20 protein-coding genes are annotated in these 21,089 nt (G+C 76.0%); 12 read left to right on the top strand and 8 right to left on the bottom strand.

Annotation, left to right across the window (positions count from 1 at the left end):
• Positions 1–68: 68 nt before the first annotated feature.
• Together ACGBYP_RS14530 and ACGBYP_RS14525 are read left to right on the top strand one after the other, a co-directional pair.
• Positions 69–932, top strand: a complete 864-nt coding sequence (locus tag ACGBYP_RS14530; RefSeq protein ID WP_411585284.1) for a manganese catalase family protein — start codon at positions 69–71, stop codon at positions 930–932.
• A 138-nt stretch (positions 933–1,070) separates the two neighbouring features.
• Positions 1,071–1,355, top strand: coding sequence for a hypothetical protein (locus tag ACGBYP_RS14525; RefSeq protein WP_411585282.1), 285 nt, complete (start codon positions 1,071–1,073; stop codon positions 1,353–1,355).
• Positions 1,356–1,584: 229 nt separating this feature from the next.
• On the opposite strand, the gene ACGBYP_RS14520 is transcribed toward ACGBYP_RS14525, so the two are convergent.
• Positions 1,585–3,237, bottom strand: coding sequence for a cation acetate symporter (locus ACGBYP_RS14520; protein WP_411585281.1), 1,653 nt, complete (start codon positions 3,235–3,237; stop codon positions 1,585–1,587).
• On the bottom strand, positions 3,230–3,613 hold the full coding sequence (locus tag ACGBYP_RS14515) for a DUF485 domain-containing protein (RefSeq protein WP_411585280.1): 384 nt from the start codon (positions 3,611–3,613) through the stop codon (positions 3,230–3,232). Before ACGBYP_RS14515 ends, ACGBYP_RS14520 begins: the two co-directional genes overlap by 8 nt.
• A 168-nt stretch (positions 3,614–3,781) precedes the next feature.
• Here ACGBYP_RS14515 and ACGBYP_RS14510 point away from each other — a divergent pair, with 168 nt between their 5' ends.
• Entirely contained in the window at positions 3,782–5,080 is a 1,299-nt protein-coding gene (locus tag ACGBYP_RS14510; RefSeq protein WP_411585279.1) for a Rieske 2Fe-2S domain-containing protein, read from the top strand.
• 48 nt (positions 5,081–5,128) lie between these two features.
• Positions 5,129–5,614 (top strand): universal stress protein, encoded by a 486-nt coding sequence (locus tag ACGBYP_RS14505; RefSeq protein ID WP_411585278.1) that lies wholly within the window; start codon positions 5,129–5,131, stop codon positions 5,612–5,614.
• A 3-nt stretch (positions 5,615–5,617) separates the two neighbouring features.
• Here the strand turns inward: ACGBYP_RS14505 and ACGBYP_RS14500 are convergent, their stop codons facing one another.
• Together ACGBYP_RS14500 and ACGBYP_RS14495 are read right to left on the bottom strand one after the other, a co-directional pair.
• On the bottom strand, positions 5,618–6,859 hold the full coding sequence (locus ACGBYP_RS14500) for an MFS transporter (RefSeq protein ID WP_411585277.1): 1,242 nt from the start codon (positions 6,857–6,859) through the stop codon (positions 5,618–5,620).
• A gap of 59 nt (positions 6,860–6,918) precedes the next feature.
• Positions 6,919–7,320, bottom strand: coding sequence for an ANTAR domain-containing protein (locus ACGBYP_RS14495; protein WP_411585275.1), 402 nt, complete (start codon positions 7,318–7,320; stop codon positions 6,919–6,921).
• 141 nt (positions 7,321–7,461) lie between these two features.
• On the opposite strand from ACGBYP_RS14495, the gene ACGBYP_RS14490 reads away from it, so the two are divergent.
• From ACGBYP_RS14490 to ACGBYP_RS14470, 5 genes are all read left to right on the top strand, one after another.
• Positions 7,462–9,168, top strand: a complete 1,707-nt coding sequence (locus tag ACGBYP_RS14490) for a sensor histidine kinase (protein WP_411585274.1) — start codon at positions 7,462–7,464, stop codon at positions 9,166–9,168.
• The gene (locus tag ACGBYP_RS14485; RefSeq protein ID WP_411585272.1) at positions 9,165–9,869 is read left to right on the top strand and encodes a response regulator; all 705 of its coding nucleotides are present in this window, start codon (positions 9,165–9,167) and stop codon (positions 9,867–9,869) included. The genes ACGBYP_RS14490 and ACGBYP_RS14485 overlap by 4 nt, the downstream gene beginning before the upstream one ends.
• A gap of 154 nt (positions 9,870–10,023) precedes the next feature.
• Positions 10,024–10,779 carry an ABC transporter ATP-binding protein gene (locus ACGBYP_RS14480; RefSeq protein WP_411586055.1) on the top strand — a complete coding sequence of 252 codons (756 nt, stop codon included), beginning with the start codon at positions 10,024–10,026 and terminating at the stop codon, positions 10,777–10,779.
• Between the two features lie 5 nt (positions 10,780–10,784).
• Positions 10,785–13,235, top strand: a complete 2,451-nt coding sequence (locus ACGBYP_RS14475) for an ABC transporter permease (RefSeq protein WP_411585270.1) — start codon at positions 10,785–10,787, stop codon at positions 13,233–13,235.
• A 136-nt stretch (positions 13,236–13,371) separates the two neighbouring features.
• A complete protein-coding gene (locus tag ACGBYP_RS14470) occupies positions 13,372–14,586 on the top strand; it encodes an MBL fold metallo-hydrolase (RefSeq protein ID WP_411585269.1) in 1,215 nt (404 codons plus the stop codon).
• Here the strand turns inward: ACGBYP_RS14470 and ACGBYP_RS14465 are convergent.
• Positions 14,567–15,238, bottom strand: coding sequence for a haloacid dehalogenase (locus tag ACGBYP_RS14465; RefSeq protein WP_411585268.1), 672 nt, complete (start codon positions 15,236–15,238; stop codon positions 14,567–14,569). The genes ACGBYP_RS14470 and ACGBYP_RS14465 overlap by 20 nt on opposite strands.
• 113 nt (positions 15,239–15,351) lie before the next feature.
• On the opposite strand from ACGBYP_RS14465, the gene ACGBYP_RS14460 reads away from it, so the two are divergent.
• Complete coding sequence (locus tag ACGBYP_RS14460) at positions 15,352–16,449, top strand: hypothetical protein (protein WP_411585267.1); 1,098 nt, start codon at positions 15,352–15,354, stop codon at positions 16,447–16,449.
• A 45-nt stretch (positions 16,450–16,494) separates the two neighbouring features.
• Here the strand turns inward: ACGBYP_RS14460 and ACGBYP_RS14455 are convergent, their stop codons facing one another.
• The 3 genes from ACGBYP_RS14455 to ACGBYP_RS14445 form a co-directional block, all read right to left on the bottom strand.
• A complete protein-coding gene (locus tag ACGBYP_RS14455; RefSeq protein WP_411585266.1) occupies positions 16,495–17,364 on the bottom strand; it encodes an Fpg/Nei family DNA glycosylase in 870 nt (289 codons plus the stop codon).
• A 78-nt stretch (positions 17,365–17,442) separates the two neighbouring features.
• On the bottom strand, positions 17,443–17,922 hold the full coding sequence (locus ACGBYP_RS14450) for a DUF309 domain-containing protein (RefSeq protein ID WP_411585265.1): 480 nt from the start codon (positions 17,920–17,922) through the stop codon (positions 17,443–17,445).
• A gap of 1 nt (position 17,923) precedes the next feature.
• A complete protein-coding gene (locus ACGBYP_RS14445; protein ID WP_411585264.1) occupies positions 17,924–18,883 on the bottom strand; it encodes an anti-sigma factor RsbA family regulatory protein in 960 nt (319 codons plus the stop codon).
• Between the two features lie 138 nt (positions 18,884–19,021).
• Here ACGBYP_RS14445 and egtE point away from each other — a divergent pair, with 138 nt between their 5' ends.
• Positions 19,022–20,164 (top strand): ergothioneine biosynthesis PLP-dependent enzyme EgtE, encoded by a 1,143-nt coding sequence (gene egtE, locus ACGBYP_RS14440; RefSeq protein ID WP_411585263.1) that lies wholly within the window; start codon positions 19,022–19,024, stop codon positions 20,162–20,164.
• 90 nt (positions 20,165–20,254) lie between these two features.
• Complete coding sequence (locus tag ACGBYP_RS14435; RefSeq protein ID WP_411585262.1) at positions 20,255–21,076, top strand: DUF4397 domain-containing protein; 822 nt, start codon at positions 20,255–20,257, stop codon at positions 21,074–21,076.
• Positions 21,077–21,089: the final 13 nt, after the last annotated feature.

Here is a 21,089-nt window from a genome sequence, read left to right as displayed (position 1 = left end):
CGGCCGGGGGCATCTGTCTGTTGTCGACGCGAGAGCGGCGGCACCGACGACGCAGAGGGAGAACGCCCGTGTTCACGCACACCCACGCACTCCAGTTCGAGGCCAAGCCCGACGGTCCCGACGCCGACTTCGCCCGCAAGATGCAGGAGGTCCTGGGCGGTCAGTGGGGCGAGATGACCGTCGCCACCCAGTACCTGCTCCAGGGTTGGAACTGTCGCCTGCCCGGCAAGTACAAGGACATGCTCCTGGCCATCGGCACCGAGGAGCTGGCCCACGTCGAGATGATCGTGACGATGATCGACCGGCTGCTCGACCACATGCCGCTCAAGCCCGACGCCGCGGACCGCACCAAGGAGGCCGCCGCCGGCTACGGCCAGCACAACCCGCAGCACCCGATCGTCAACGGCGGCGGCGCCTCCTACATGGACTCCATGGGCAACCCGTGGACCGGCGCGTACGTGACCGCCAGCGGCAACCTGATGGCGGACTTCTCCTACAACGCCACCGCCGAGATGCAGGGCCGCCTGCAGGTCGCCCGCCTGTGGAACATGACCGACGACCCGGGCGTCAAGGACCTGCTGCGCTTCCTGCTCACCCGCGACCACATGCACCAGCAGCAGTGGCTCGCCGCGATGGAGGAGCTCAAGGCCGACGGCCTGGACGGCATCCCGGTGCCCGAGGCCTTCCCGCTGAGCGAGGAGCTCCCCGAGTTCGCCTACACGTTCATCGACGCCTCGGACGGCCCCGACGCCGCCAACGGCCGCTGGGCCAACGGCCCGGCGCTGGACGGCACCGACAACGTGTTCCGCGCCGCCCCCATCGCCGCGACCGCCGACGCCCCGATCCTGCCCCCGGGTGACCCGCGTCTGTACGGCACCCCGCCGGCCCCGATGACCGGTCTGCTCCAGAAGGCCAAGGACGCCCTCAAGTGAGGTCCCGTCTCTCCTGACCGGAGAGACGCCCCTGCGCCGTCGCCGTGCCGGCGTCCCGGTCCCGCCCCGCTGCGGACCTGGGACGCCGGCCCGGCGGGCGTTCGCCCGCTCATCCGCCCGCTCGCTGGAGGCCCTGCCGTGCACCTGTCCGTCCCCACCGCGTCCACGCCGCGCCTCCCCGCGCTGCACGCCCCCGCCCTGCGCCTGCCCCGCGGCCTGACGCCCTCGGCCGCGCTGCTCTCCCTGCTCTACGTCGCCGCGATCGTCGTGGCGCTGACCGCCCCCGGTCAGCACGCCGTCGCCGGCAGCGTGGTGCTCCTCGGGCTGGTCGCCCGTTCCGTCGCCCGGCGCCGCCGCCCCGCCGTCGTCCCGGCTCACGAGACCGCCTCCGCCACCGTCCCGGTCGCCGCGACCGCCGCCTGAGCCGGCCGGCGGGGCCGCATCCGCTACCGCCGTCCACAGCGACCGTCCTGGCTCACCGTGCGTGCTCCTGGCTCACCTCCCACCGTGAGCCCGGAGCACGCACGATCAGGTGACCTGATCCCGGCGCAACGGCCCACACACGACGCGAGGCGCGTCCCCAGCCGGGGGACGCGCCTCGCGGGGCGTTGCCGCCCGGCTCCCGCGTCGTTGCGGGAGCCGGGGTCCTGCCTCAGTGCTGGACGGCCTTCTCCGCACCGATGCCGGTCAGCGACCGGACCTCGAGCTCGGCGTACTTGTCGACGTCCGGGCGCTCCTTGGAGAGCTTGGTGCCCAGCCAGCCGAGGAAGAACGACAGCGGGATGGAGACGATCGCCGGGTTGTTGAGCGGGAACCAGGAGAAGTCCACGCCCTGGATCAGCGAGGTGCTCTTGCCGGTGGTCGCGTTGACCGGGGCCCCGGAGACGACCGGGGAGAAGATGATCAGCGTGACGCAGGCGATGAGCCCGCCGTAGATCGACCACAGCGCGCCCCGGGTGGTGAAGCCCTTCCAGAACAGCGTGTAGAGGATGGTCGGCAGGTTCGCCGACGCGGCCACGGCGAACGCCAGGGCGACCAGGAACGCGATGTTCAGGCCGGCCTGCAGCGCCAGGATGCCCAGGCCGATCGCCACCGCGCCGATCACGATCGCGGCGATCCGGGCGACCCGGACCTCGGCGTCCGCCGAGCTCTGGCCCTTCTTGATCACCGAGGCGTAGACGTCGTGCGCGAAGGACGCCGACGCGGTGATCGTCAGACCCGCGACGACGGCCAGGATGGTCGCGAACGCGACGCCGGCGATGATGCCCAGCAGCGCGGTGCCGCCCAGCTCGAAGGCCAGCAGCGGGGCCGCGGCGTTGACCCCGCCCGGGGCGGCCAGGATCCGGTCGGCACCGACGAGGGCGCCGGACCCGTAGCCGATGACCAGGCTGAACAGGTAGAAGACGCCGATCAGCCAGATGGCCCAGACGACCGACTTCCGGGCGTCCTTGGCCGTGGGCACCGTGTAGAAGCGCATCAGCACGTGCGGCAGGCCGGCGGTGCCGAGCACCAGGGCCAGGCCCAGGGAGATGAAGTCGAGCTTCGAGGTCCCGGTGGCGCCGTACTGGGCGCCGGGGCTGAGCACCTGACGCGGGGTCTTCGCGGCGTCCGAGCTGTCCTGCGCGGCACCGAGCAGCGCGGAGAGGTTGAACCCGTACTTGCCCAGCACCCACACGGTCATCACGAAGGCGCCGGCGATGAGCAGCGTCGCCTTGATGACCTGCACGTACGTGGTGCCGCGCATGCCGCCGACGAGCACGTAGAAGATCATCAGCGCGCCGACGACGACGACCGTGGCGGCCTGCGCGGCCTCCCCGGTGACGCCGAGCAGCAGGGTGACCAGGCCACCGGCACCGGCCATCTGGGCCAGCAGGTAGAAGAGGCTGACCACCAGGGTGGACAGCGCGGCCGCAGTGCGCACCGGCCCCTGCCGCATCCGGAAGGCCAGGACGTCGGCCATGGTGAAGCGGGCGGTGTTGCGCAGCAGCTCGGCGACCAGCAGCAGCGCCACCAGCCAGGCGACGAGGAAGCCGATCGAGTACAGGAAGCCGTCGTAGCCGTAGACGGCGATGGCGCCGGCGATCCCGAGGAACGAGGCGGCCGACAGGTAGTCACCGGCGATGGCCAGGCCGTTCTGGGTGCCGCCGATGTTGCGCCCGGCGGCGTAGAAGTCGGCGGCGCTCTTGTTGCTGCGGCTGGCGCGGAAGGTGATCACCAGGGTGATCAGCACGAACACGCCGAAGATCGAGATGTTGACGGCCGGCTCGCCGATGGTGGCGGCGTCGGCGGCGATCACGTCATGCACGGGTGGCCCCCTTGCGGCCGCTGCGGGGAGCGGAGCCGAAGTCGTGGTTCTCGAGACGCTCGCGCATCTCGTCGGCGATCGGGTCGGTGGTGCGGCCGGAGTACCGGACGTAGAGCGTGGTGATCGCGAAGGTCGACACGAACTGGCCCAGGCCCAGGAGCAGGCCCAGGTTGACGTTGCCGAAGACCTCGGTGGACATGAAGTCGTTCGCGTACGTGCTGAGCAGCACGTAGAGCAGGTACCAGGCCAGGAAGGCCACGGTCATGGGGACGGCGAAGCGACGGAACCGGCGACGCAGCTCTGCGAACTCCGGGGAGTCCTGCGCCTGCCGGTACTCCTGGGGGGTCAAGAGCTTGCGTTCGTTCGGTGGGGTCACGGTGGCACCTCACTGTGCGTGGCCTGAGGGTGATCGCGGTCACCCTAGGGTGTCCCCGCCCACGTGGACAGACTTCGTGTCCCATTGGTTACGGAAGCGCACCGGAAGATCCCGAGAGTGCACCCGGCCGCAATCCCGGGGAAACCGCGGCCTGGTGCCATGAGGTGCATGGCCTCCCCGTGGACCGCGAGCGCCCGGACCGCCACGCCTCCGGCCGGCCGGGCCGCCACCGGCTGGTACCCGGTGGCCCGCTCCGCCCAGGTCGGGACGACGCCGCTGCCGGTGGGCGCCGGCGGGCAGGCCTACGTCGTGCTGCGGCTGCGGCCGGGCGCGGAGGTGACCGCGCTGTCGGCCCGCTGCCCGCACCGGCTGGTGCCGCTGGCGCACGCGACGGTGGTCGACGGCCGGGTGCAGTGCCCGTACCACGGCTGGCAGTTCGACGCCGAGGGCCGCTGCGTCGACATCCCGTCGCTGGGCCCGGCCGGCACGCCACCGCCCCGCGCCGACCTCACGGGCCCCTGGGCGGTCGAGGAGCGCGACGGCTGGGTGTGGCTGGCCCCCGAGCGGACGCCGGCGGTGCGGCCACCGCGGTCGGGGGACGCCGTCCCCACGCCGGAGCCGGTGCCCGCACTGCCCACCCCGGCGGGGCCGGTGCTGGGCAACCTCGACCCCTCGCTCGCGCACGCCTGGCACCCGGTGGCGCTGGCCGGTGAGCTGCACGAGGGCGGCTGGGTGCAGGCCCGGCTGCTCGGCCGCACGTGGACGGTGCACCGCCACGACGGCGCGCTGGACGCCGACCCGCCCGCCTGGGGCGTCGTCGAGCGGCACGGCCTGGTGTGGATCGCCCCGGCCGAGCCACGGGACTCCCCGCTGGCGGTCCCCGAGTCCACCGACCCGCGGGCGGTCCACGCCTGGCTGCCACCCGCCCGCAGCCCAGCGCCGGCCGGGCCGCTGGCCGACCTGTTCCTCGACGCCGCGCACGTCCCCGTCGTCCACCCGGGCGCCGACGCGACGCACGAGCCGGTCGCGGAGGTGACGCCGGAGGCGGGCGGGTCGACGAGCGTGCGGGTGGAGCGGTCCGCCGGCGGCGGGCTCCGGCGCACCACCGCCGTCCACCGGGCGCCGTTCCAGCTGCGGGTGCGCACCGACGAGCTCGGCACCGGGGCCGCCCGCACCACGCTCCACCTGCTGCAACCGGAGGACGAGGACTCGACCCGGGTCTACTCCTGCCTGTTCCTCACCCCGCCGGACGGGACCGCGCTCACCCCCGACGACGTGGCGGCCGCGGTGGCCGAGGCCGACGCGGTGCTCGCCGCGGACCTGGAGCTGGCGGCGGGGCTGGGGAGCACCGGGCTGCCGCTGCTCCCCCGCGACGAGCTGCACGTGCCGGCGGACTCCCCGGGTGTGGCGCTGCGGCGGACGCTGGCCGACTTCGCCGCGGCCGGCCCGCTGCGCCGGACCGCGTGACGGTGCCCGGCTGAACCCGGCCGGGGCGGGCAGGGGACGATCCAGCGCGTGAGCACGCCTCGACCCGACGGAGACGCACGACCCGGGCCCGGGCCCTTCGAGCGGGGTACCGACGGCCCGCGGGTGATCCTGGCCGGCGTCGACGGGTCGCCCACCTCGCTGCACGCCGTGTCCTACGCCGCCGGGCTCGCGCGCCGGCAGCGCTCACGGCTGGTGGTCGTCTTCGTGGCCGAGGGAGGCCCGGCGATGGCCGGGCTGGTGCCCGGCGCCGGTGCCGTCGTCCGGGAGGCCAACACCGAGGTCGGCACCCGGCTGCGCGAGGAGCTCCTGCCCGTGGCCGAGGAGCTCGGCGTCGAGGCCGACTTCCGCATCGTGCACGGGGACCCGGTCGCGGAGATCTCCCGCATCGCGGACGAGGTGCTCGCCGACGCCGTCCTGGTGGGCGCCTCCGAGCAGGCCGGGCACCGGGTGGTCGGGTCGGTGGCGGTGCGGCTGGTGCGGGTGGGCCGCTGGCCGGTGACCGTCGTCCCGTAGGCCTCAGGCCGCGGTGGGCGTCGGGTCCGCCGCGAAGGCGGTGGCGACCAGGTCCCGGTGGACGACGAGCAGCCGCCACAGCACCAGCGAGAGCAGGAGCAGCCCGGCGCCGGAGACGGCGAAGACCATCGGCACGCTGGTGGCGTCGGCGAGCAGGCCACCGGCCAGCGCCCCGAGCGGGATGCCGCCCCAGACGAGCGTGCGGTAGCCGCCCTGCACGCGGCCGAAGAGCACCTCGGGGACGAGCGCCTGGCGCAACGACATGGTGAGCACGTTCCAGAACATGACGCCGGCCGTCGAGGCGCCGAACAGCACGCCGGCCACGACGGGGTGGTCCGTGGCCGCGAGGGCGCCGGTGGCCAGCGCGGAGACCACCGAGCCGACGACGAGGGTGGCGGTGCGGCCGATCACCCCGGCCAGCGGCGCGGCCGCGAACCCCCCGAGGACGGCGCCGACGCCCGACGCGGTGAGCAGCAGCCCGTAGCCGGCCTCGCTGACCCCGAGGTCGTCGAGGGCGAAGAGCACCAGGACGCCGGTGGTCGTCGACTGCACCAGCGACGTGCTCGCCGACACCAGGGTGAGCCCGCGCAGGAACCGGTGCCGCCACAGCCAGCCGACGCCCTCGGCGACGTCGCGGCGGATCGTGGTGCGCGGCCCGTCGGGGCGGGCCGGCCGGTGCCGGCCGGCGATGCCCACCACGAGGACCGCGGCCAGCAGGAAGCCGCCGGCGGTGCCCAGCAGCGGTGCCGCGACCGCGAGGGCGAACAGCAGCGACCCCAGCGGCGCGCCGAGGAACCCCTGGCTGGCCTCCTCGGCGGTGGTCAGCAGCCCGTTGCCCCGGTCCAGCTGCCCGCGGGCCACGACCTGCGGCAGCATAGCGCGGGCGGCGCTGTCGTAGAAGGTCTCGGCCACCCCGATGGTGAAGGCGACGGCGTAGAGCACCGGCAGGGACGCCGTCCCGGTCAGCGCGGTGACCGCCAGGCCGCCCAGGGCCAGCGCGCGGACGACGTTGGCGACGGCCATCGCCCGCTTGCGGTCGACCCGGTCGACGACGGCGCCGGCCGGCAGCGCGAACAGCAGCCAGGGCAGGAAGGCCAGCGACGAGAGCGCGGCGACCTGCACCGGGTCGCGGGTGAGCGTGGCGGCCAGCAGCGGCAGCGCCACCCGGTTGACCCCGTCGGCGAGGTTGGAGGCCGCGCTGGCGGCGTACAGCCGCCAGAAGGCCGGGCCGAGGGGCGTGGACACGGCCCCGACCCTGCCAGGCGGGGCCGACGGGACGGGCGAGCGCCCACCGACCCGACCGCTCAGGCCGGGGGCCGCCGTCCGCGACGCTGCAGGTCCTCCAGGTCACCGGTGTGCACGACCTCGTCGGCGATGTCGCGCAGCTTCCGGTTCCGGTGCTGGCTGGCCTGCGTCAACGCCTCGAACGCGGCGGCCTCGGTGAGGTTGCGGCGCACCATCAGGATCCGCATCGCCATGCCGATGACCCGCGAGGTCTTCAGCGCGGTCTCCAGGTTGCCCACCTGGACCAGCGCCGCCGACGTCTCCGCCCGGGAGAGGACCGTCTCCTCCCGGGAGACGGCCGTCTCGGCGCGCGACGCCGCGGTCTCGGCCCGCGAGACCCGGGTCTCCTGCCGGGACACCACCAGCTCCTCGACCATCTGCGCCAGGCGCTGCTCGATGCCCAACTCGTACGGTTCGGACACACCCACCCCCCGGGGGATCCTGACACGACCGAGGACCGGGCGCGGGGGGCCGAGGCCCCGCCCGCCTCATCCCGCGGGTGGACACGCGGTTCACCCCGCAGGACGACGACCGCGCGTCCCGCCGTCCCTACGCTCGCTGACGTGGACCGTCGGCTGCTCGAACCCGCGGCGACGCGGCTGAGGCAGCACCCCGTCCGCGTCGACCTCGCCCTCGCCTGCCTCCTCGCCGTCGTGACCACCGGCCTGCAGGCCGCGGCGGGGCTGTACTCCGACCGCAGCCCGTTCGCCCTCCTGCTGGGCCTCGTGCTGTGCCTGGCGCTCGTCTGGCGGCGCAGCCGTCCGCTGCTCACCGCGGGGATCGTGGCCGCCGCCTGCCTGGTCGAGCTCGTCGTCCTGCCCTACGACTTCCTGCTGGCCAACGTGGCCGCGCCGATGACGGTCCACGCGCTGGCGGCGTACGGGCCCCGCTGGGCCGGCCGCGCCGGGCTGCTGACGGGCCTCGTCGGCGCGCTGCTGTTCAGCGGCGTCTACTACGACAGCGGCCAGGTGGACGGCTTCGCGACCGCGTCGGCCACGGTCGGCGGCGTCGTGGTCGCCTCCTGGGCGCTGGGCGTCCAACGCCGCGCCCGGCTGCACGCCGAGCGTGCGGGGGTGACCGACGCCCCGCGCCGGCCGCTGCTCCAGCGCATGGAGGGGTGGCTGCGGCGGCACCCCTTCGGCGTCGACGCGACGCTCGCCGGGCTCGCAGTCCTCGTGCTCGTCGTCGTGTCCTCCGGCGACCAGCCCGACGGCGAGCTCTCCGCCGTCGTGGGGCTGGCGCTGCTGGTGCCGCTGGCCTGGCGCCGGCGGCGGCCGGTCCGCGCCGCCGCCGTCGTCGTCGTGGGCTGCCTGGCCGAGCTGGTGCTGCTGCCGGGCCAGTTCCTCCCCGCCAACGTCGCCGCGCCGGCGATGGTCTACGCGCTGGCCGCCTACGCCCCCCGGTGGGCCGGCCGCGCCGGGCTGGCGACCGGCCTGGTGGGCGCCGTGCTGGCCTCCGTGACCTACTTCGGCGGCGCCGGGCTCTTCTCCTACGTCGCCACCGCCGGTGCCATCGGCGTCCTGGTGATCGCCGCCTGGGCGCTGGGCGACCTGCGCCGGGCCCGGCTGGAGCAGGTCGCCGGACTGGAAGAGCGGGCCCGGCTGCTGGAGCTGGAACGGGAGCAGGAGATGCAGCTGGCCGCCTCGACCGAGCGGGCCCGGATCGCCCGGGAGATGCACGACGTCGTCGCCCACTCCCTGTCGGTGGTCATCGCCCAGGCCGACGGCGGCCGCTACGCCGGGCAGGCCGACCCGGCGGCGGCCACCTCCGCGCTCGAGCAGATCTCCAGCACCGGCCGGCAGGCGCTGGCCGAGATGCGCAAGCTGCTCGGGGTGCTGCGCGAGGGCGACGGGCAGGAGTTCGCCCCGCAGCCCGACGTCGCCGCGATCGACCGGCTGGTGGCCGACGTCCGGTCCAGCGGCCTGGACGTCGAGCTCGTCGTCGAGGGCCGGCCGCAGCCGATGCCCGCGGGCCCGCAGCTGGCCGCCTACCGGATCGTCCAGGAGTCGCTGACCAACGTGCTCAAGCACGCCGGGCCCGCCGGCCGTGCGGAGGTGCGCCTGCAGTGGCGCCCGGACGCCCTCGAGCTCTCGGTGACCGACGACGGCCGGGGCGCGGCCGCCGCGATCGTGGAGTCCGACGGGCAGGGGCAGGGCCTGCTGGGGATGCGCGAGCGGGCGCAGCTGCACGGCGGGCGGCTGACCGCCGGGCCGCGGGACGGCGGGGGGTTCGGCGTCCGGGCGGTCCTGCCCTACCGTTCGGCCCGATGACAGACAGCCCGATCCGCGTGGTCCTCGTCGACGACCAGCAGCTGGTGCGAGCCGGCTTCCGGATGGTGATCGACTCCCAGCCCGACCTCACCGTCGTCGGCGAGGCCGGGGACGGCGCCGCGGCGGTCGAGCTGCTCCGCCGGACGCCGGCCGACGTCGTGCTGATGGACGTGCGGATGCCCGGGACCGACGGCATCGCCGCCACCGAGCAGGTCACCGCGCTGCCCGAGCCGCCGCGGGTCGTGGTGCTGACCACCTTCGACCTCGACGAGTACGTGGTCGCCGCGATCGGCGCCGGGGCCAGCGGCTTCCTGCTCAAGGACGCCCCGCCCGAGGAGATGCTGGCCGCGGTGCGCACCGTGCACTCCGGCGACTCGGTGATCGCCGCCAGCTCCACCCGGCGGCTGCTGCAGCACGTCGCGCCGATCCTGCGCGGCGCGAGCGGGCCGTCGGACAGCGCACCGGCCGACCCGTCGGCGCTGGTCGAGCTGACGCCGCGGGAGAAGGAGGTGCTGGTGCAGATGGCCTACGGCGCCTCCAACACCGAGATCGCCACGCAGCTGTTCGTCAGCGAGGCCACGGTGAAGACCCACGTCGGCCGGGTGCTGGCCAAGACCGGCTCGCGGGACCGGGTGCAGGCCGTCGTCCTGGCCTACCGCACCGGCCTGGTCGCCCCCGCCGACCTGCTCCGCAACGCCTGAGGATCAGCCCACGGGATGACGCCGGGTCATCCCCCGGCCCCAGACGGGCACCGGCCAAGACCCACCTGTGCGCCGACGCGGGAGGAGGCATCCGGGCGAGAACGTGATCACGACCTGATCACCGCCTCTGGAGGCCGAAGTGTCCGTCCCCGTCATGACCGTCCCGGGTGAGCCCACGGCGTCGCTGTCGACCGCCGTCCGCGCCACCGACCTGCGCAAGACCTACGGCTCCGGCGAGACCGCCGTCCACGCACTGGCGGGTGTCGACGTGTCCTTCGAGCGCGGCGCCTTCACCGCCATCATGGGCCCCTCGGGCTCGGGCAAGTCGACCCTCATGCACTGCCTGGCCGGCCTCGACGCCGCCACCTCCGGGCAGGTGTTCCTCGGCGAGACCGAGCTGACCAGCCTCCGCGACGAGCAGCTGACCAAGCTGCGCCGCGAGCGCATCGGCTTCGTCTTCCAGTCCTTCAACCTGCTGCCGGTCCTCAACGCGCAGGAGAACATGCTGCTGCCGATGCAGCTGGCCGGGCAGCGCCCCGACCGCGCGTGGATGGACTCCGTGATCGCCCGTCTGGGCCTGCGCGAGCGCCTCCAGCACCGCCCCTACGAGCTCTCCGGTGGCCAGCAGCAGCGCGTGGCCGTCGCCCGGGCGCTGCTCCCCCGCCCCGACGTCGTCTTCGCCGACGAGCCCACCGGCAACCTCGACTCCTCCGCCGGCGCCGAGGTGCTCGGCCTGCTGCGCTCCAGCGTCCGGGAGACCGGCCAGACCGTCGTCATGGTCACCCACGACCCGGTCGCCGCCGCCTACGCCGACCGCGTCGTCCTGCTGGCCGACGGCCGCCTCGCCGGCGAGGTCCACCAGCCCACGACCGACTCGATCATCGACGCGCTCCGCGGGCTCGGGGGCTGACCGACGTGCGCGCAGTCACCCTCGCCAGCATCCGGGCGCACCTGCCCCGGCTGGTCGCCTCCACCCTGGCCATCGTCATCGCCGTCGGCTTCGTCGTGGCCACCCTCGTGCTCAACGAGACGATGAAGGGCACCGTCGCCGAGGCCGCCGGCGCCCGCTACGTCGGCGCCGACGCCGTGGTCACCTCCGAGGACGGCGCCGACCTCACCGACCAGATCGCCCCGCTCTCCGCCCTGCCCGGCGTCCGGTCCGTCGACCCGGGCTACGAGACGTCGGTCTCGGCCGTCCTCCCCGGGCGCACCGGGAGCCAGTACCTGGGCGTGGAGTCGGTCGCCGCCGACCCGCAGCTGCGCTGGCAGCACCTCACCGCCGGCGCGCTGCCGACCGGGCCGGGCGAGGTGGCGGTCAGCGAGCGCGCCGGCGCCGCCCTCGGTGACGTCCTCTCGCTCACCTACTACGACGCCACGGACACGGCCGCGACCACCGAGGTCACCGTCGTCGGCATCGTCGACCTGCGCGGCGACCCCACCGCCGACCTCTACGGCCGGCTGTACGCCACCGGCGACCAGGCCGTGGCCTGGGGTGCGCTGCAGCCCCTGGAGCTGCGGATCGCCGGCGCCGACCCCGCCACCGTGGCCGACACGGTGACGACCGCGCTGGCCGGGACGGCGCTCACCGTGCGCACCGGCGCCGAGCAGGCGCAGGAGTCGGTGGCGGCCCTGACCGGCGACGCCGACTTCCTGACCACCGGCCTGCTGCTGTTCGCCGCGATCGCGGTGCTCGTCGCCGGGCTGGTGATCGCCAACACCTTCGCCGTCCTGCTGGCCCAGCGCACTCGCGACCTGGCGCTGCTGCGCTGCGTCGGCGCCACCGCCCAGCAGGTCCGCCGCAGCGTCCTCGGCGAGGCCCTGCTCACCGGCCTGACCGCCTCGGTCCTCGGGGTGCTGGCCGGCATCGGGCTGGCCGCCGGCGTCTCCGCGATCGTCGGGACCGACTCGCCGATCCCGCTGTCGGGGGTCACCGTGCCGCTCCACGTCGTGGCGATCGGCCTCGCTGTCGGGACGCTGACCACGCTGCTGGCCGCGCTGGCCCCGGCCCGCGCCGCCACCCGGGTCGCCCCGCTCGCCGCCCTGCGGCCGGCCGACCCGGCGCCCCTCCGCTCCCGTGGCGGCGTGGCCCGGCTGGTCGCCGGGCTGCTGCTCGTCCTCCCGGGCATCGGCCTGATGGCCCTCGGCGTGGTCACCCAGGAGGTCTTCCTCGCCTTCGCCGGCGTCGTCCTCAGCTCCCTCGGCGGCCTGCTGCTGGCCCAGCGCGCGGTGCCGCCGGTCGTCGCCGGCGCCGGGCGGCTCCTCGGCCGGGTCGGCGGGCTGCCGGCCCGCCTGGCCGCGGGCAACGCCACCCGCAATCCCCGCCGGACGGCGGCCACCGCCACCGCGCTGCTGATCGGCGTCACCCTGACCACCGCCATGGTCGTGGGCGCCAGCTCCACCCGGGCCACCGCCCAGGCCGGCCTGCTCGCCGCGTACCCGACCGACGTCATCGTCGAGGGCAACGGCGAGGCGCTCCCGGCCACGGTGCTCGACCAGCTGACCGCCGTGGACGGCGTCGTCGCCGGGACGGCGCTCACCAGCGCCCAGCTCGTCGGCCCGGACCAGGTCGAGACGACCGTCAAGGGCGTCGACGCCGCGCAGGCGCTGCCGGTCCTGCGCTCGACCACCCAGGTGGAGCTGCCCGAGCCGGGCACGGTCGTCCTGCCCGGCTGGGCGGAGCAGTCGTGGGGCGTGACGCCCGGCCAGGAGGTCACCTTCACCGGTGCCGGCGGTCCCCGCACGTTCACCGCGGTCAGCGGCGACACCGGCGACCCGCTGCTGGCCGCCGCCGACCTCACCGCACTGGCCCCCGACGCCGCCCCCGGGACGCTGTGGCTGCGCCTGGGTGACGACGTCGAGCAGAACGACGTCGTCGACGAGATCACCGACATCGCGGGCACCGCGGTCCCGAGCGCCTGGGTCAGCGGCATGGCCACCGAGCGGGCGGCGATCGACCAGGTCGTCGACGTGCTGCTGCTCGTCGTGACCGGGCTGCTCGGCGTGGCCGTGGTCATCGCGCTGATCGGGGTGGGCAACACCCTGGCGCTCTCGGTCGTCGAGCGGCGCCAGGAGAGCGGGCTGCTCCGGGCCCTGGGCCTGACCCGCGGCCAGCTGCGCGGGCTGCTGGCCTGGGAGGCCGTCCTCGTCGCCGGGGTCGCCGCGGTGCTCGGGGTGCTGGTCGGTGGCGCGTACGGCCTGGTCGGGGTCGCCTCGGCGCTCGGTGAGGTCGGCGAGCTGACGATCAGCGTCCCGTGGCTGCAGGTGGCGACGATCGTCGTGGTCGCCACGGTGGCCGGGCTGCTGGCGTCGGTGCTGCCGGCCCGCCGGGCGGCGATGACCCCGCCGGTGGCCGCCATCGCCGGCTGAACGACGACCCTCCGCCGGGGTCACCACGGACGCTCGTGCTCTGCTGCCGGTCCGGCAGCAGAGCACGAGCGTCTGCACACCCCCTCCCGGTGCGGGGCGCTCGCCGTCGCACAGCCGTTCGGGGGATGCTGGTGCCGTGCCGTTCCTCCGCCGCACCGCCACCGTCACCGCCACCGCCGCCCTGCTCGGCGGCGCCAGCTGGGTCGCCCGCGCCGCCTGGGGCCTGCCCGTCGCGCTGGGGGCCGGCCGGAGACAGCTGCGCCCGACCGTCGCCGGCTCGCCGCAGTTCTCCGACGGCAAGTTCCACAACTCGATGCCCACCCCCGCGATGAGCCCGGCCAACGCCCGCGACGGGCTGCTCCGCCAGTGGCACGAGGACCGGCACAAGGGGCTGCCCGGCGGCCCGATCCCGGTGGTCAGCCCCGAGCTGCCCGCCGACGCCGGCGAGCTGGCGGTCACCTGGTTCGGCCACTCCAGCGCCCTGCTCGAGGTCGACGGCCACCGGGTGCTGCTCGACCCGGTGTGGGGCCACCGGGTCTCCCCCTCGCCGACCTTCGGCCCCACCCGGCTGCACGAGCCGCCGGCCCCGCTGGAGAGCCTGCCGCCGGTCGACGCCGTGCTGATCAGCCACGACCACTACGACCACCTCGACCTGCCCACCGTGCGCGGCCTGACCCGTACCCAGACGGCGCCGTTCGTCGTCCCGCTGGGCATCGGTGCGCACCTGCGCGGCTGGGGCGTGCCCGAGGACCGCATCGTCGAGCTCGACTGGGACGGCGCCACGACGGTCGCCGGGCTGACCCTGACCTGCACCGAGGCCCGGCACTTCTCCGGCCGCTTCTTCACCCGGGACACCACCCTGTGGTCGTCGTGGGTGGTCGCCGGCCCGCGGCACCGGGTCTTCTTCGGCGGCGACACCGGCTACACCCCGGCCTTCGCCGGCATCGGCGCGCGGCTGGGCCCCTTCGACCTGGCCCTGCAGCCGGTCGGCGCCTACAACGACGCCTGGCACGCCATCCACATGGACCCCGAGGAGGCGGTGCGCGCGCACGGCGACCTCGGCGGCAAGGTGCTCATGCCGATCCACTGGGCCACGTTCAACCTGGCGTTCCACCGCTGGGCCGAGCCGGTGCAGCGGCTGCTGACCGCCGCCGCGGCCCGCGACGTGCAGGTCGTCGTCCCCCGGCCCGGCGAGCGGGTCGACGTGCTGGCCCCGCCGCCGCTGGAGGACTGGTGGACCGAGGTCGGCTCGGCCGAGGACGCCGCGGGCGGCGACCTGGCGCCCGAGACCGGTCTGGTCACCGCCGTGGCCAGCCGGGCCTACCGCGGGCTCACGTCCCGGCGCCGCTGACCTCCCGCAGCAGCGCCGGGAGCGCGCCGAGGTCGTCGACCTCGTGCGCCGGGCGGGGTCCGTCCGGGTCCAGTGCGTGGCCCGGACGGCGCACCCGGACGACGGCGAGCCCGGCCTCCAGCGCGCCGCGGGTGTCCCGCGCGGAGGCGGGCACGTGCAGCGCGACGCCGGCGGCGACCGCGCGCCGGTAGAGCTCGGGGTGCGGCTTGTAGGCGTGCAGGCGCTCGCTGGTCAGCACCGCGCCGGGCTCGACCAGCGGCGCCACCCGGGTGCGGGCGAACAGGTCGTCGTCGACGTTGGACAGCACGCCGACCCGGTGGGTGCGGGCCACCTCGGCCAGCGCCGTCTCGACGTCGGGCCACAGCGGCCAGTCGGGCAGCGTCGCCAGCAGGACGGCGGTGTCGGCGGCCGGGTCCGCCTCCAGCCCGCGGGTGGCGTAGGCGGCGGCCAGCGCGCGCCGGCAGTGTTCGGCGAAGGGCACCCAGGTGGGCTCGTCCCGCTGGGACGCCTTGTTGCGGGCGTCCCAGTCGTCGTACAGCTCGGTGCCGGAGATGGGCCAGCCGTGCCCGGCGGCGAGCTCCGCCAGCGCGGCGGAGCCGCCGGTCCGCGCGTCGACCAGGGCGCTGAACAGGTCGAAGGTCACCCAGGGCATGCCCCATCGTGACCGCAAGTGGTTGATCTTGCGCACCCCGGGAGCGGTTGGGCGGTCACCCAGCGGGCACCCCTGTCGCCGACGATCCAGCACGGGTCACCAGGAGGCACGCCATGGCAGCGCACAGCGACCGCTCGTCCGACCCGACTCCCGCCGAGTCCCACGGGAGCACCGCGGCCGGCGCGCCGGCCGGCCCTCCCGCCGCCTCCACCGGCGCCACCGCGGGCTCCTCCGCGGCGACCAACCAGATCGTGGCCCCCGACCGGGACGCCACCAACGCCATCCCGCTCGACCGCGGCGCCGACCGGGGTCCGGCCGACGCCGGCCGGGACGCGACCAACGCCATCCCGACCGACCGGCCCGCAGCCGGCGCCGGCCACGCCGGCCCGTCCGAGCGCACCAACGCCATCCCGGCCGCCGACCGCGGCGCCGAGGCCACCCAGGCGATCCCGGGCCGGCCGGCCGCGGGGCTGACCGACGACACCACCGCGCAGCACCCGGTGACCGACCCCGACCCCACGGCGCGGCACTCCACGCTGCCGGCGATGGCCGCGCCGGCCGCCGCCGCGCCCGTCGGTACCCCCGACGGGCCGGACGACGCCCGCCACCGCCACCCCGAGCCGGACGACGTCCCCGTCGCGCCGACCCCGCAGGCCTCCCGCCAGCAGGTGGTGGCCGCCCAGAAGGAGCGCTTCGGCGGCATCTCCTGGGGCGCGGCGTTCTTCGGCTGGCTGTCGGCCAACGGCATGGCGGTGCTGCTGATCGCGCTGCTGTCGGCCGGCGGGCTCGCCTTCGGCCTGGCCGACCAGGTGGCCTCGGTCGACCAGGCCGCCGACTCCGCGACCTCGGGCATCGGCCTGGGTGCCGGCATCGCGCTGCTGGTGGCGCTGTTCCTCGCCTACCTCGCCGGCGGGTACGTGGCCGGGCGGATGGCCCGCTTCGACGGCGCGCGGCAGGGCGTGGCGGTCTGGGTGATCGGCCTGGTGGTCGTCGTCCTGCTCGCGCTGGCCGGGCTGCTGTTCGGCTCGCAGTACAACGTGCTGGCCCAGCTCGACCTGCCGCGCATCCCGATCGACGAGGGCACCGCCACCACCGCCGGGCTCATCGCCCTGGGCGCCGTCCTGCTGGCCACGCTGATCGGCGCCGTCCTCGGTGGCCTGCTCGGCACCCGCTACCACCGCAAGGTCGACCGCGTCGGCTACGACGCCTGACCCGATGGAGTCCCAGGGCGCGGAAGACGCACCCCTGGGACTCCATCAGCGCAGCAGCTTGGACATCCGGCGGTCGGCGAGCGGCTTGCCGCCGGTCTGGCACGTGGGGCAGTACTGCAGCGACGTGTCGGCGAAGGACACCTCGCGCACCGTGTCGCCGCACACCGGGCAGGGCAGGCCGGTGCGGGCGTGCACCTGCAGCCCGGCGCGCTTCTCGCCCTTGAGCGTGGCGGCCCGCTGGCCGAGCTGGCGGTCGAGCGCCCCGGTCAACGTCTCGCGCATCGCGGCGTGCAGCCGGAGCAGCTCGTCGTCGGTGAGCTTGTCGGCGGTCTTGAACGGCGACAGCCTCGCCGCGTGCAGGATCTCGTCGGAGTAGGCGTTGCCGACGCCGGCGAGCACGGTCTGGTCGGTGAGCGTGCCCTTGAGCTGGGTGCGCCGGCCGGCCAGCAGCGCGCTGAGGGTCTCGGCGTCCACGGCCAGCGCGTCGGGGCCGAGCCGGGCGATGCCGGGCACCTCCGAGGGCGAGCGGACGACGTGGACGGCCAGCCCCTTGCGCGTGCCCTGCTCGGTGAGGTCGAAGCCCGAGGGCAGCTCGCCCTCGGGCGGCTCCAGGTGCACCCGCAGCGCCAGCGGGCCCTTGCCCGGCTTGGGCGGCGCGGTGGGCAGGTTCTCCCGCCAGTGCAGCCAGCCCGCGCGCGCCAGGTGCACGACCAGGTGCACCCCGGAGACGTCGAGGTCGAGGAACTTCCCGTGCCGCGAGGCGCCGGACAGCTCCAGGCCGGCCAGCGCCGACAGCGGCGGGTCGAAGGTCTTGATCGCCTGGACGGCGGCCAGGTCGACGCGCGTCACGATCCGGCCGACGGCGTTCTCCCGCAGGAACTCCGCCAGCGCCTCCACCTCGGGCAACTCGGGCACCCGCCCATGATCCACGGAGGACCGCTCCGCCGTCCTGCTCTCGTCCCCCGTGCGGGTGGTCCTGCGGGCCGACCGGCGTCAGCCGGCGCGCAGCTGCGGCGGGGTGAGGTCCATCGGGGTGTCGCCGACCGCCGCCGCGCCCAGCCGCGCCGCCCAGCGGACCAGCCCGGCGTCGTCCACGCCGTGCCGGGCCGCGGCCTCGCCCGCGGTGCCCAGCGACCGGGCGCCGCGGGCGAGCAGCGTGCCCGCACCGGCCCGGTTGCCGCGCGCGGCGTGGGTCAGCCCGACGGCGAGCTGCGCCAGCCCGCGCCACAGGTCGCGCTCGTCGTCCGGTCCGGTCTTCCAGGCGTCCTCGAGGACCTCGTGGGCGTGGAACGGGCGGCCGGCGTCGAGCAGGTCCTGCGCCTCGCGCAGGCTGTCCTGCGGCGTGCGGACGACGCCCTCCGGCGCCCGCGGCTCGCCCGGCTCGCCGTAGGGCAGCGGCCGACCGAGCGCGTCGCGGGGCCGGGCGCTGCGGGCGCGGCCGGCCTCGTCCCGGTCGCGGGTCGGGTCGGTCACGTCAGGGCAGGTCGGTGGTGAGCCGCACCCGCACGCCGTCGCCGGCCATGGTGATGTCGACGTGGTCGCACAGCTGGCGGGCCAGCCACAGGCCCATGCCGCCGAGGGACAGGTCGGCGCCGTGGGCCGGGCCGTAGCCGATGAAGGGGTCCTGCAGCCCGGCGCCGTGGTCGGTGATGGTGCAGACCAGCCGCTTCTCCCCCGCCCACAGCCGCAGGTCGACCGGTGGCCGGCCGTGGCGCAGCGCGTTGGTGGTCATCTCGTCGACGGCCAGCAGGAAGTCCTCGAGCGCCGGGCCCGACCCCTCGGGCGGGCTCGCGTCGGCCGCGCGCAGCGCCAGGTCGCGGCGCAGGCCGCGCAGGTCGCGCACCTCGTCGGCGCGCACCAGCGGCTCGGTGGCCTCCAGCGGCTCGGCCGGCACCGGCAGCGCGAGCAGGTAGGCCTCGGCGTCGACGTGGTCGGGGTTGGGCCGCTGCTCGCCGTCGACCTGCAGGAGCGGGTGGGTGGCGCGGGCGGCCTCGACCAGCGGCCCCGCGACCCGGCGGGTGTCGCACAGGCACAGGACCTCGAGCGGGTCGTCGCCGAGCAGCTCGGCCTCGTGCAGCTGGTGGTCGAGGACGGCGTCGTAGCGCTGCCACTCCCGCCAGGAGTCCGGGTCGGGGTCGTCGAAGGGCTCGAGCACCAGCCGCACCGCGCGGACACCGTCGGCGCGGTGCCGCTCACCCAGCCGGCGGACGGCGGTGATCGCGGCGGCCGGCCCGTTGGAGTACACCTCGGCCCACTCCACCCAGACGACCTGCGGCCGGTCGGCCAGCGCCTTCTGCAGCAGCTCGGCCGTGGCCTCGGTGCAGGCGACGACGACGGGCTGGCCGCACTCGATGCCGGCCTGCACGAACGCCACCGTCCCGTCGACGAGGGCAGCGTCGGAGGCGCCGATCAGTGCCCGGTGTGTGCCGGACACGGCTGCCCCGTCCATCTGCGTCTGTCCCCGTCCTGCCGCTGCGGAGCCGCCGTGCTGGCAGCCGTGGCCGAGGACTCCCTACCCGGTCTGCGCCCACCTAGGCGTGCGGCTCCGGTCACCTGCCCTAGCGTGCTGCCGGTGAGCCCTCTCCCGCACGACGACCTGGGCGACCGCTGGCGGGCCGCCCGCCCCGCCGCGGCCGGCGTCCACCTCGACAGCGCGTCCTGCAGCCGGCAGAGCGAGGCGGTGCTGGACGCCGTCGCCCGGCACGCCCGGCACGAGGCCGAGATCGGCGGCTACGTGGCCCAGGGCGCGGCCGACGGGCTGCTGCAGCAGGGCCGGTCGGTGCTCGCCGGGCTGGTCGGGATGGCCGCCGCCGACGTCGCGTTCACCGAGAGCGCCACCGCCTCGCTGCGCACCCTGCTGGCCGCGTGGCGGCTGCCGGCCGGCAGCCGGGTCGCCGTCCTGCCCGGGGAGTACTGGCACAACGTGGCCGCGATCGAGGCCGTCGGCTGCGTGCCGGTGCTCCTGCCGGCCGACGGCCTGGGGCGGGCGGACGTCGCGGGGGTCGAGCGGCTGCTGCGCACCGACCCGCCGGCGCTGGTGCACCTGACCGTGGTCGCCAGCCACCGTGGCGTCGTCCAGCCGGGCCGGGAGGTCGCCGCGGCGTGCCGGGCCGCCGGCGTCCCGCTGGTGCTCGACGTCGCGCAGGCCCTCGGCCACGTCGACTGCGACCTGGGCGCCGACGCGGCCTACGGCACCTCGCGCAAGTGGCTGGCCGGGCCGCGCGGCGTCGGCTTCCTGGTCGTGCGGCCGTCGGTGACCGCCCGGCTGACCCCGTCCACCGACCCCGCCCGCTACGACGACGGCGGCGCGGGGGTCGACCACGCCCGCTGGTACGAGTCGCACGAGGGGCACGTCGCCGGGCGGGTCGGGCTGACCCTGGCGATCGGCGAGCACCTGGCCGCCGGCCCCGACCGGGTGCGCGGGCGGCTGGCCGCGCTGGGCCGGGCCACCCGCGAGCGGCTGGACGGCCGCGGTGGCTGGCGGGTGGTCGAGCCGCTCGACGAGCCGACGGCGATCACCACCCTGGTCGCACCGGACGGCGTCGACGCCCGGGAGGTCTCGGCCCGGCTGCGCACCGGGCACGGCGTCCTCACCGCGGCGCCGGGGCGGGAGCGGGCGCCGCGCGAGCTGGCCGGCCCGGTGCTGCGCGTCTCCCCGCACCTGGACGCCACCCTCGACCAGCTCGACGCCCTCGCCGCCGTCCTGGCGCCGTAGGACGAGGCTGCATCCGGCAGCGGGACACCGGCGGAAGAGGGGGTGGAAGGCCGCCCAGCCGGGGGGCCACCGCCTCGGAAGGACACCTCCGTGAACCGCACCCGCCCGCTCGCGCTCGTCGCCGGCACCACCGGCGCGCTCGCACTCGTCCTCGCCTCCGCCACCGGCGCCTCCGCCGCCGAGAACGCCACGGTGTCGGTCCTGCACGCCGTGCCGGACACCCCGGTCGACGTCTACGCCAACGGCGAGGAGCTGCTGTCGGACTTCCAGCCCGGCACGCTGACCGACCCGCTGTCCCTGCCCGCCGGCGAGTACGACCTGGCGGTCTTCCCGGCCGGTGCCGACCCGGCGACCGCCACCCCGGCCGTCAAGGCCGACGACGTCGCCGTCCCCGCGGGCGCCAACGCCACGGTGGTCGCGCACCTGTCCGCCGACGGCACGCCGACCCTGACGCCGTTCGTCAACGACCTGTCCGCGGTGGCCGCCGGCGACGCGCGGCTCACCGTCCGGCACACCGCCGCCGCCCCCGCGGTCGACGTGCGGGCCGGTGGCCAGGTCGTCGTCCCGGGCCTGACCAACCCCGAGGAGGCGTCGCTGACCGTCCCCGCCGGGACCGTCTCCGCCGACGTCACCCTCGCCGGGACCGGCACCGTCGCGATCGGCCCGGCCGACCTGACGCTGGCCGAGGGCACCGCGACCGCCGTCTACGCCTGGGGCTCGGGCGACGCCGGCTACCAGCTGGCCGTGCAGACCTTCAGCGGCCTGCACTCCTCGCCCTCCGGTGTCCCCGGCGGCTCGGCCGGCCTGGCCACGGACGACGCCGGGCTGCCCCTGCCCGTCGTGGCGCTGACCGCGCTGGGCCTGGGCGCTGCTGCGTTCGGCGCCCGCCGCGTGGTCGCCGGCCGGGTCTGACCGACCCGGACCG

Source organism: Modestobacter sp. SSW1-42, assembly GCF_046635825.1.
Classification (GTDB): domain Bacteria; phylum Actinomycetota; class Actinomycetes; order Mycobacteriales; family Geodermatophilaceae; genus Modestobacter.
Note: the sequence above shows the minus strand (reverse complement) of the source record. Positions and strands in the feature narration are given on the sequence as shown.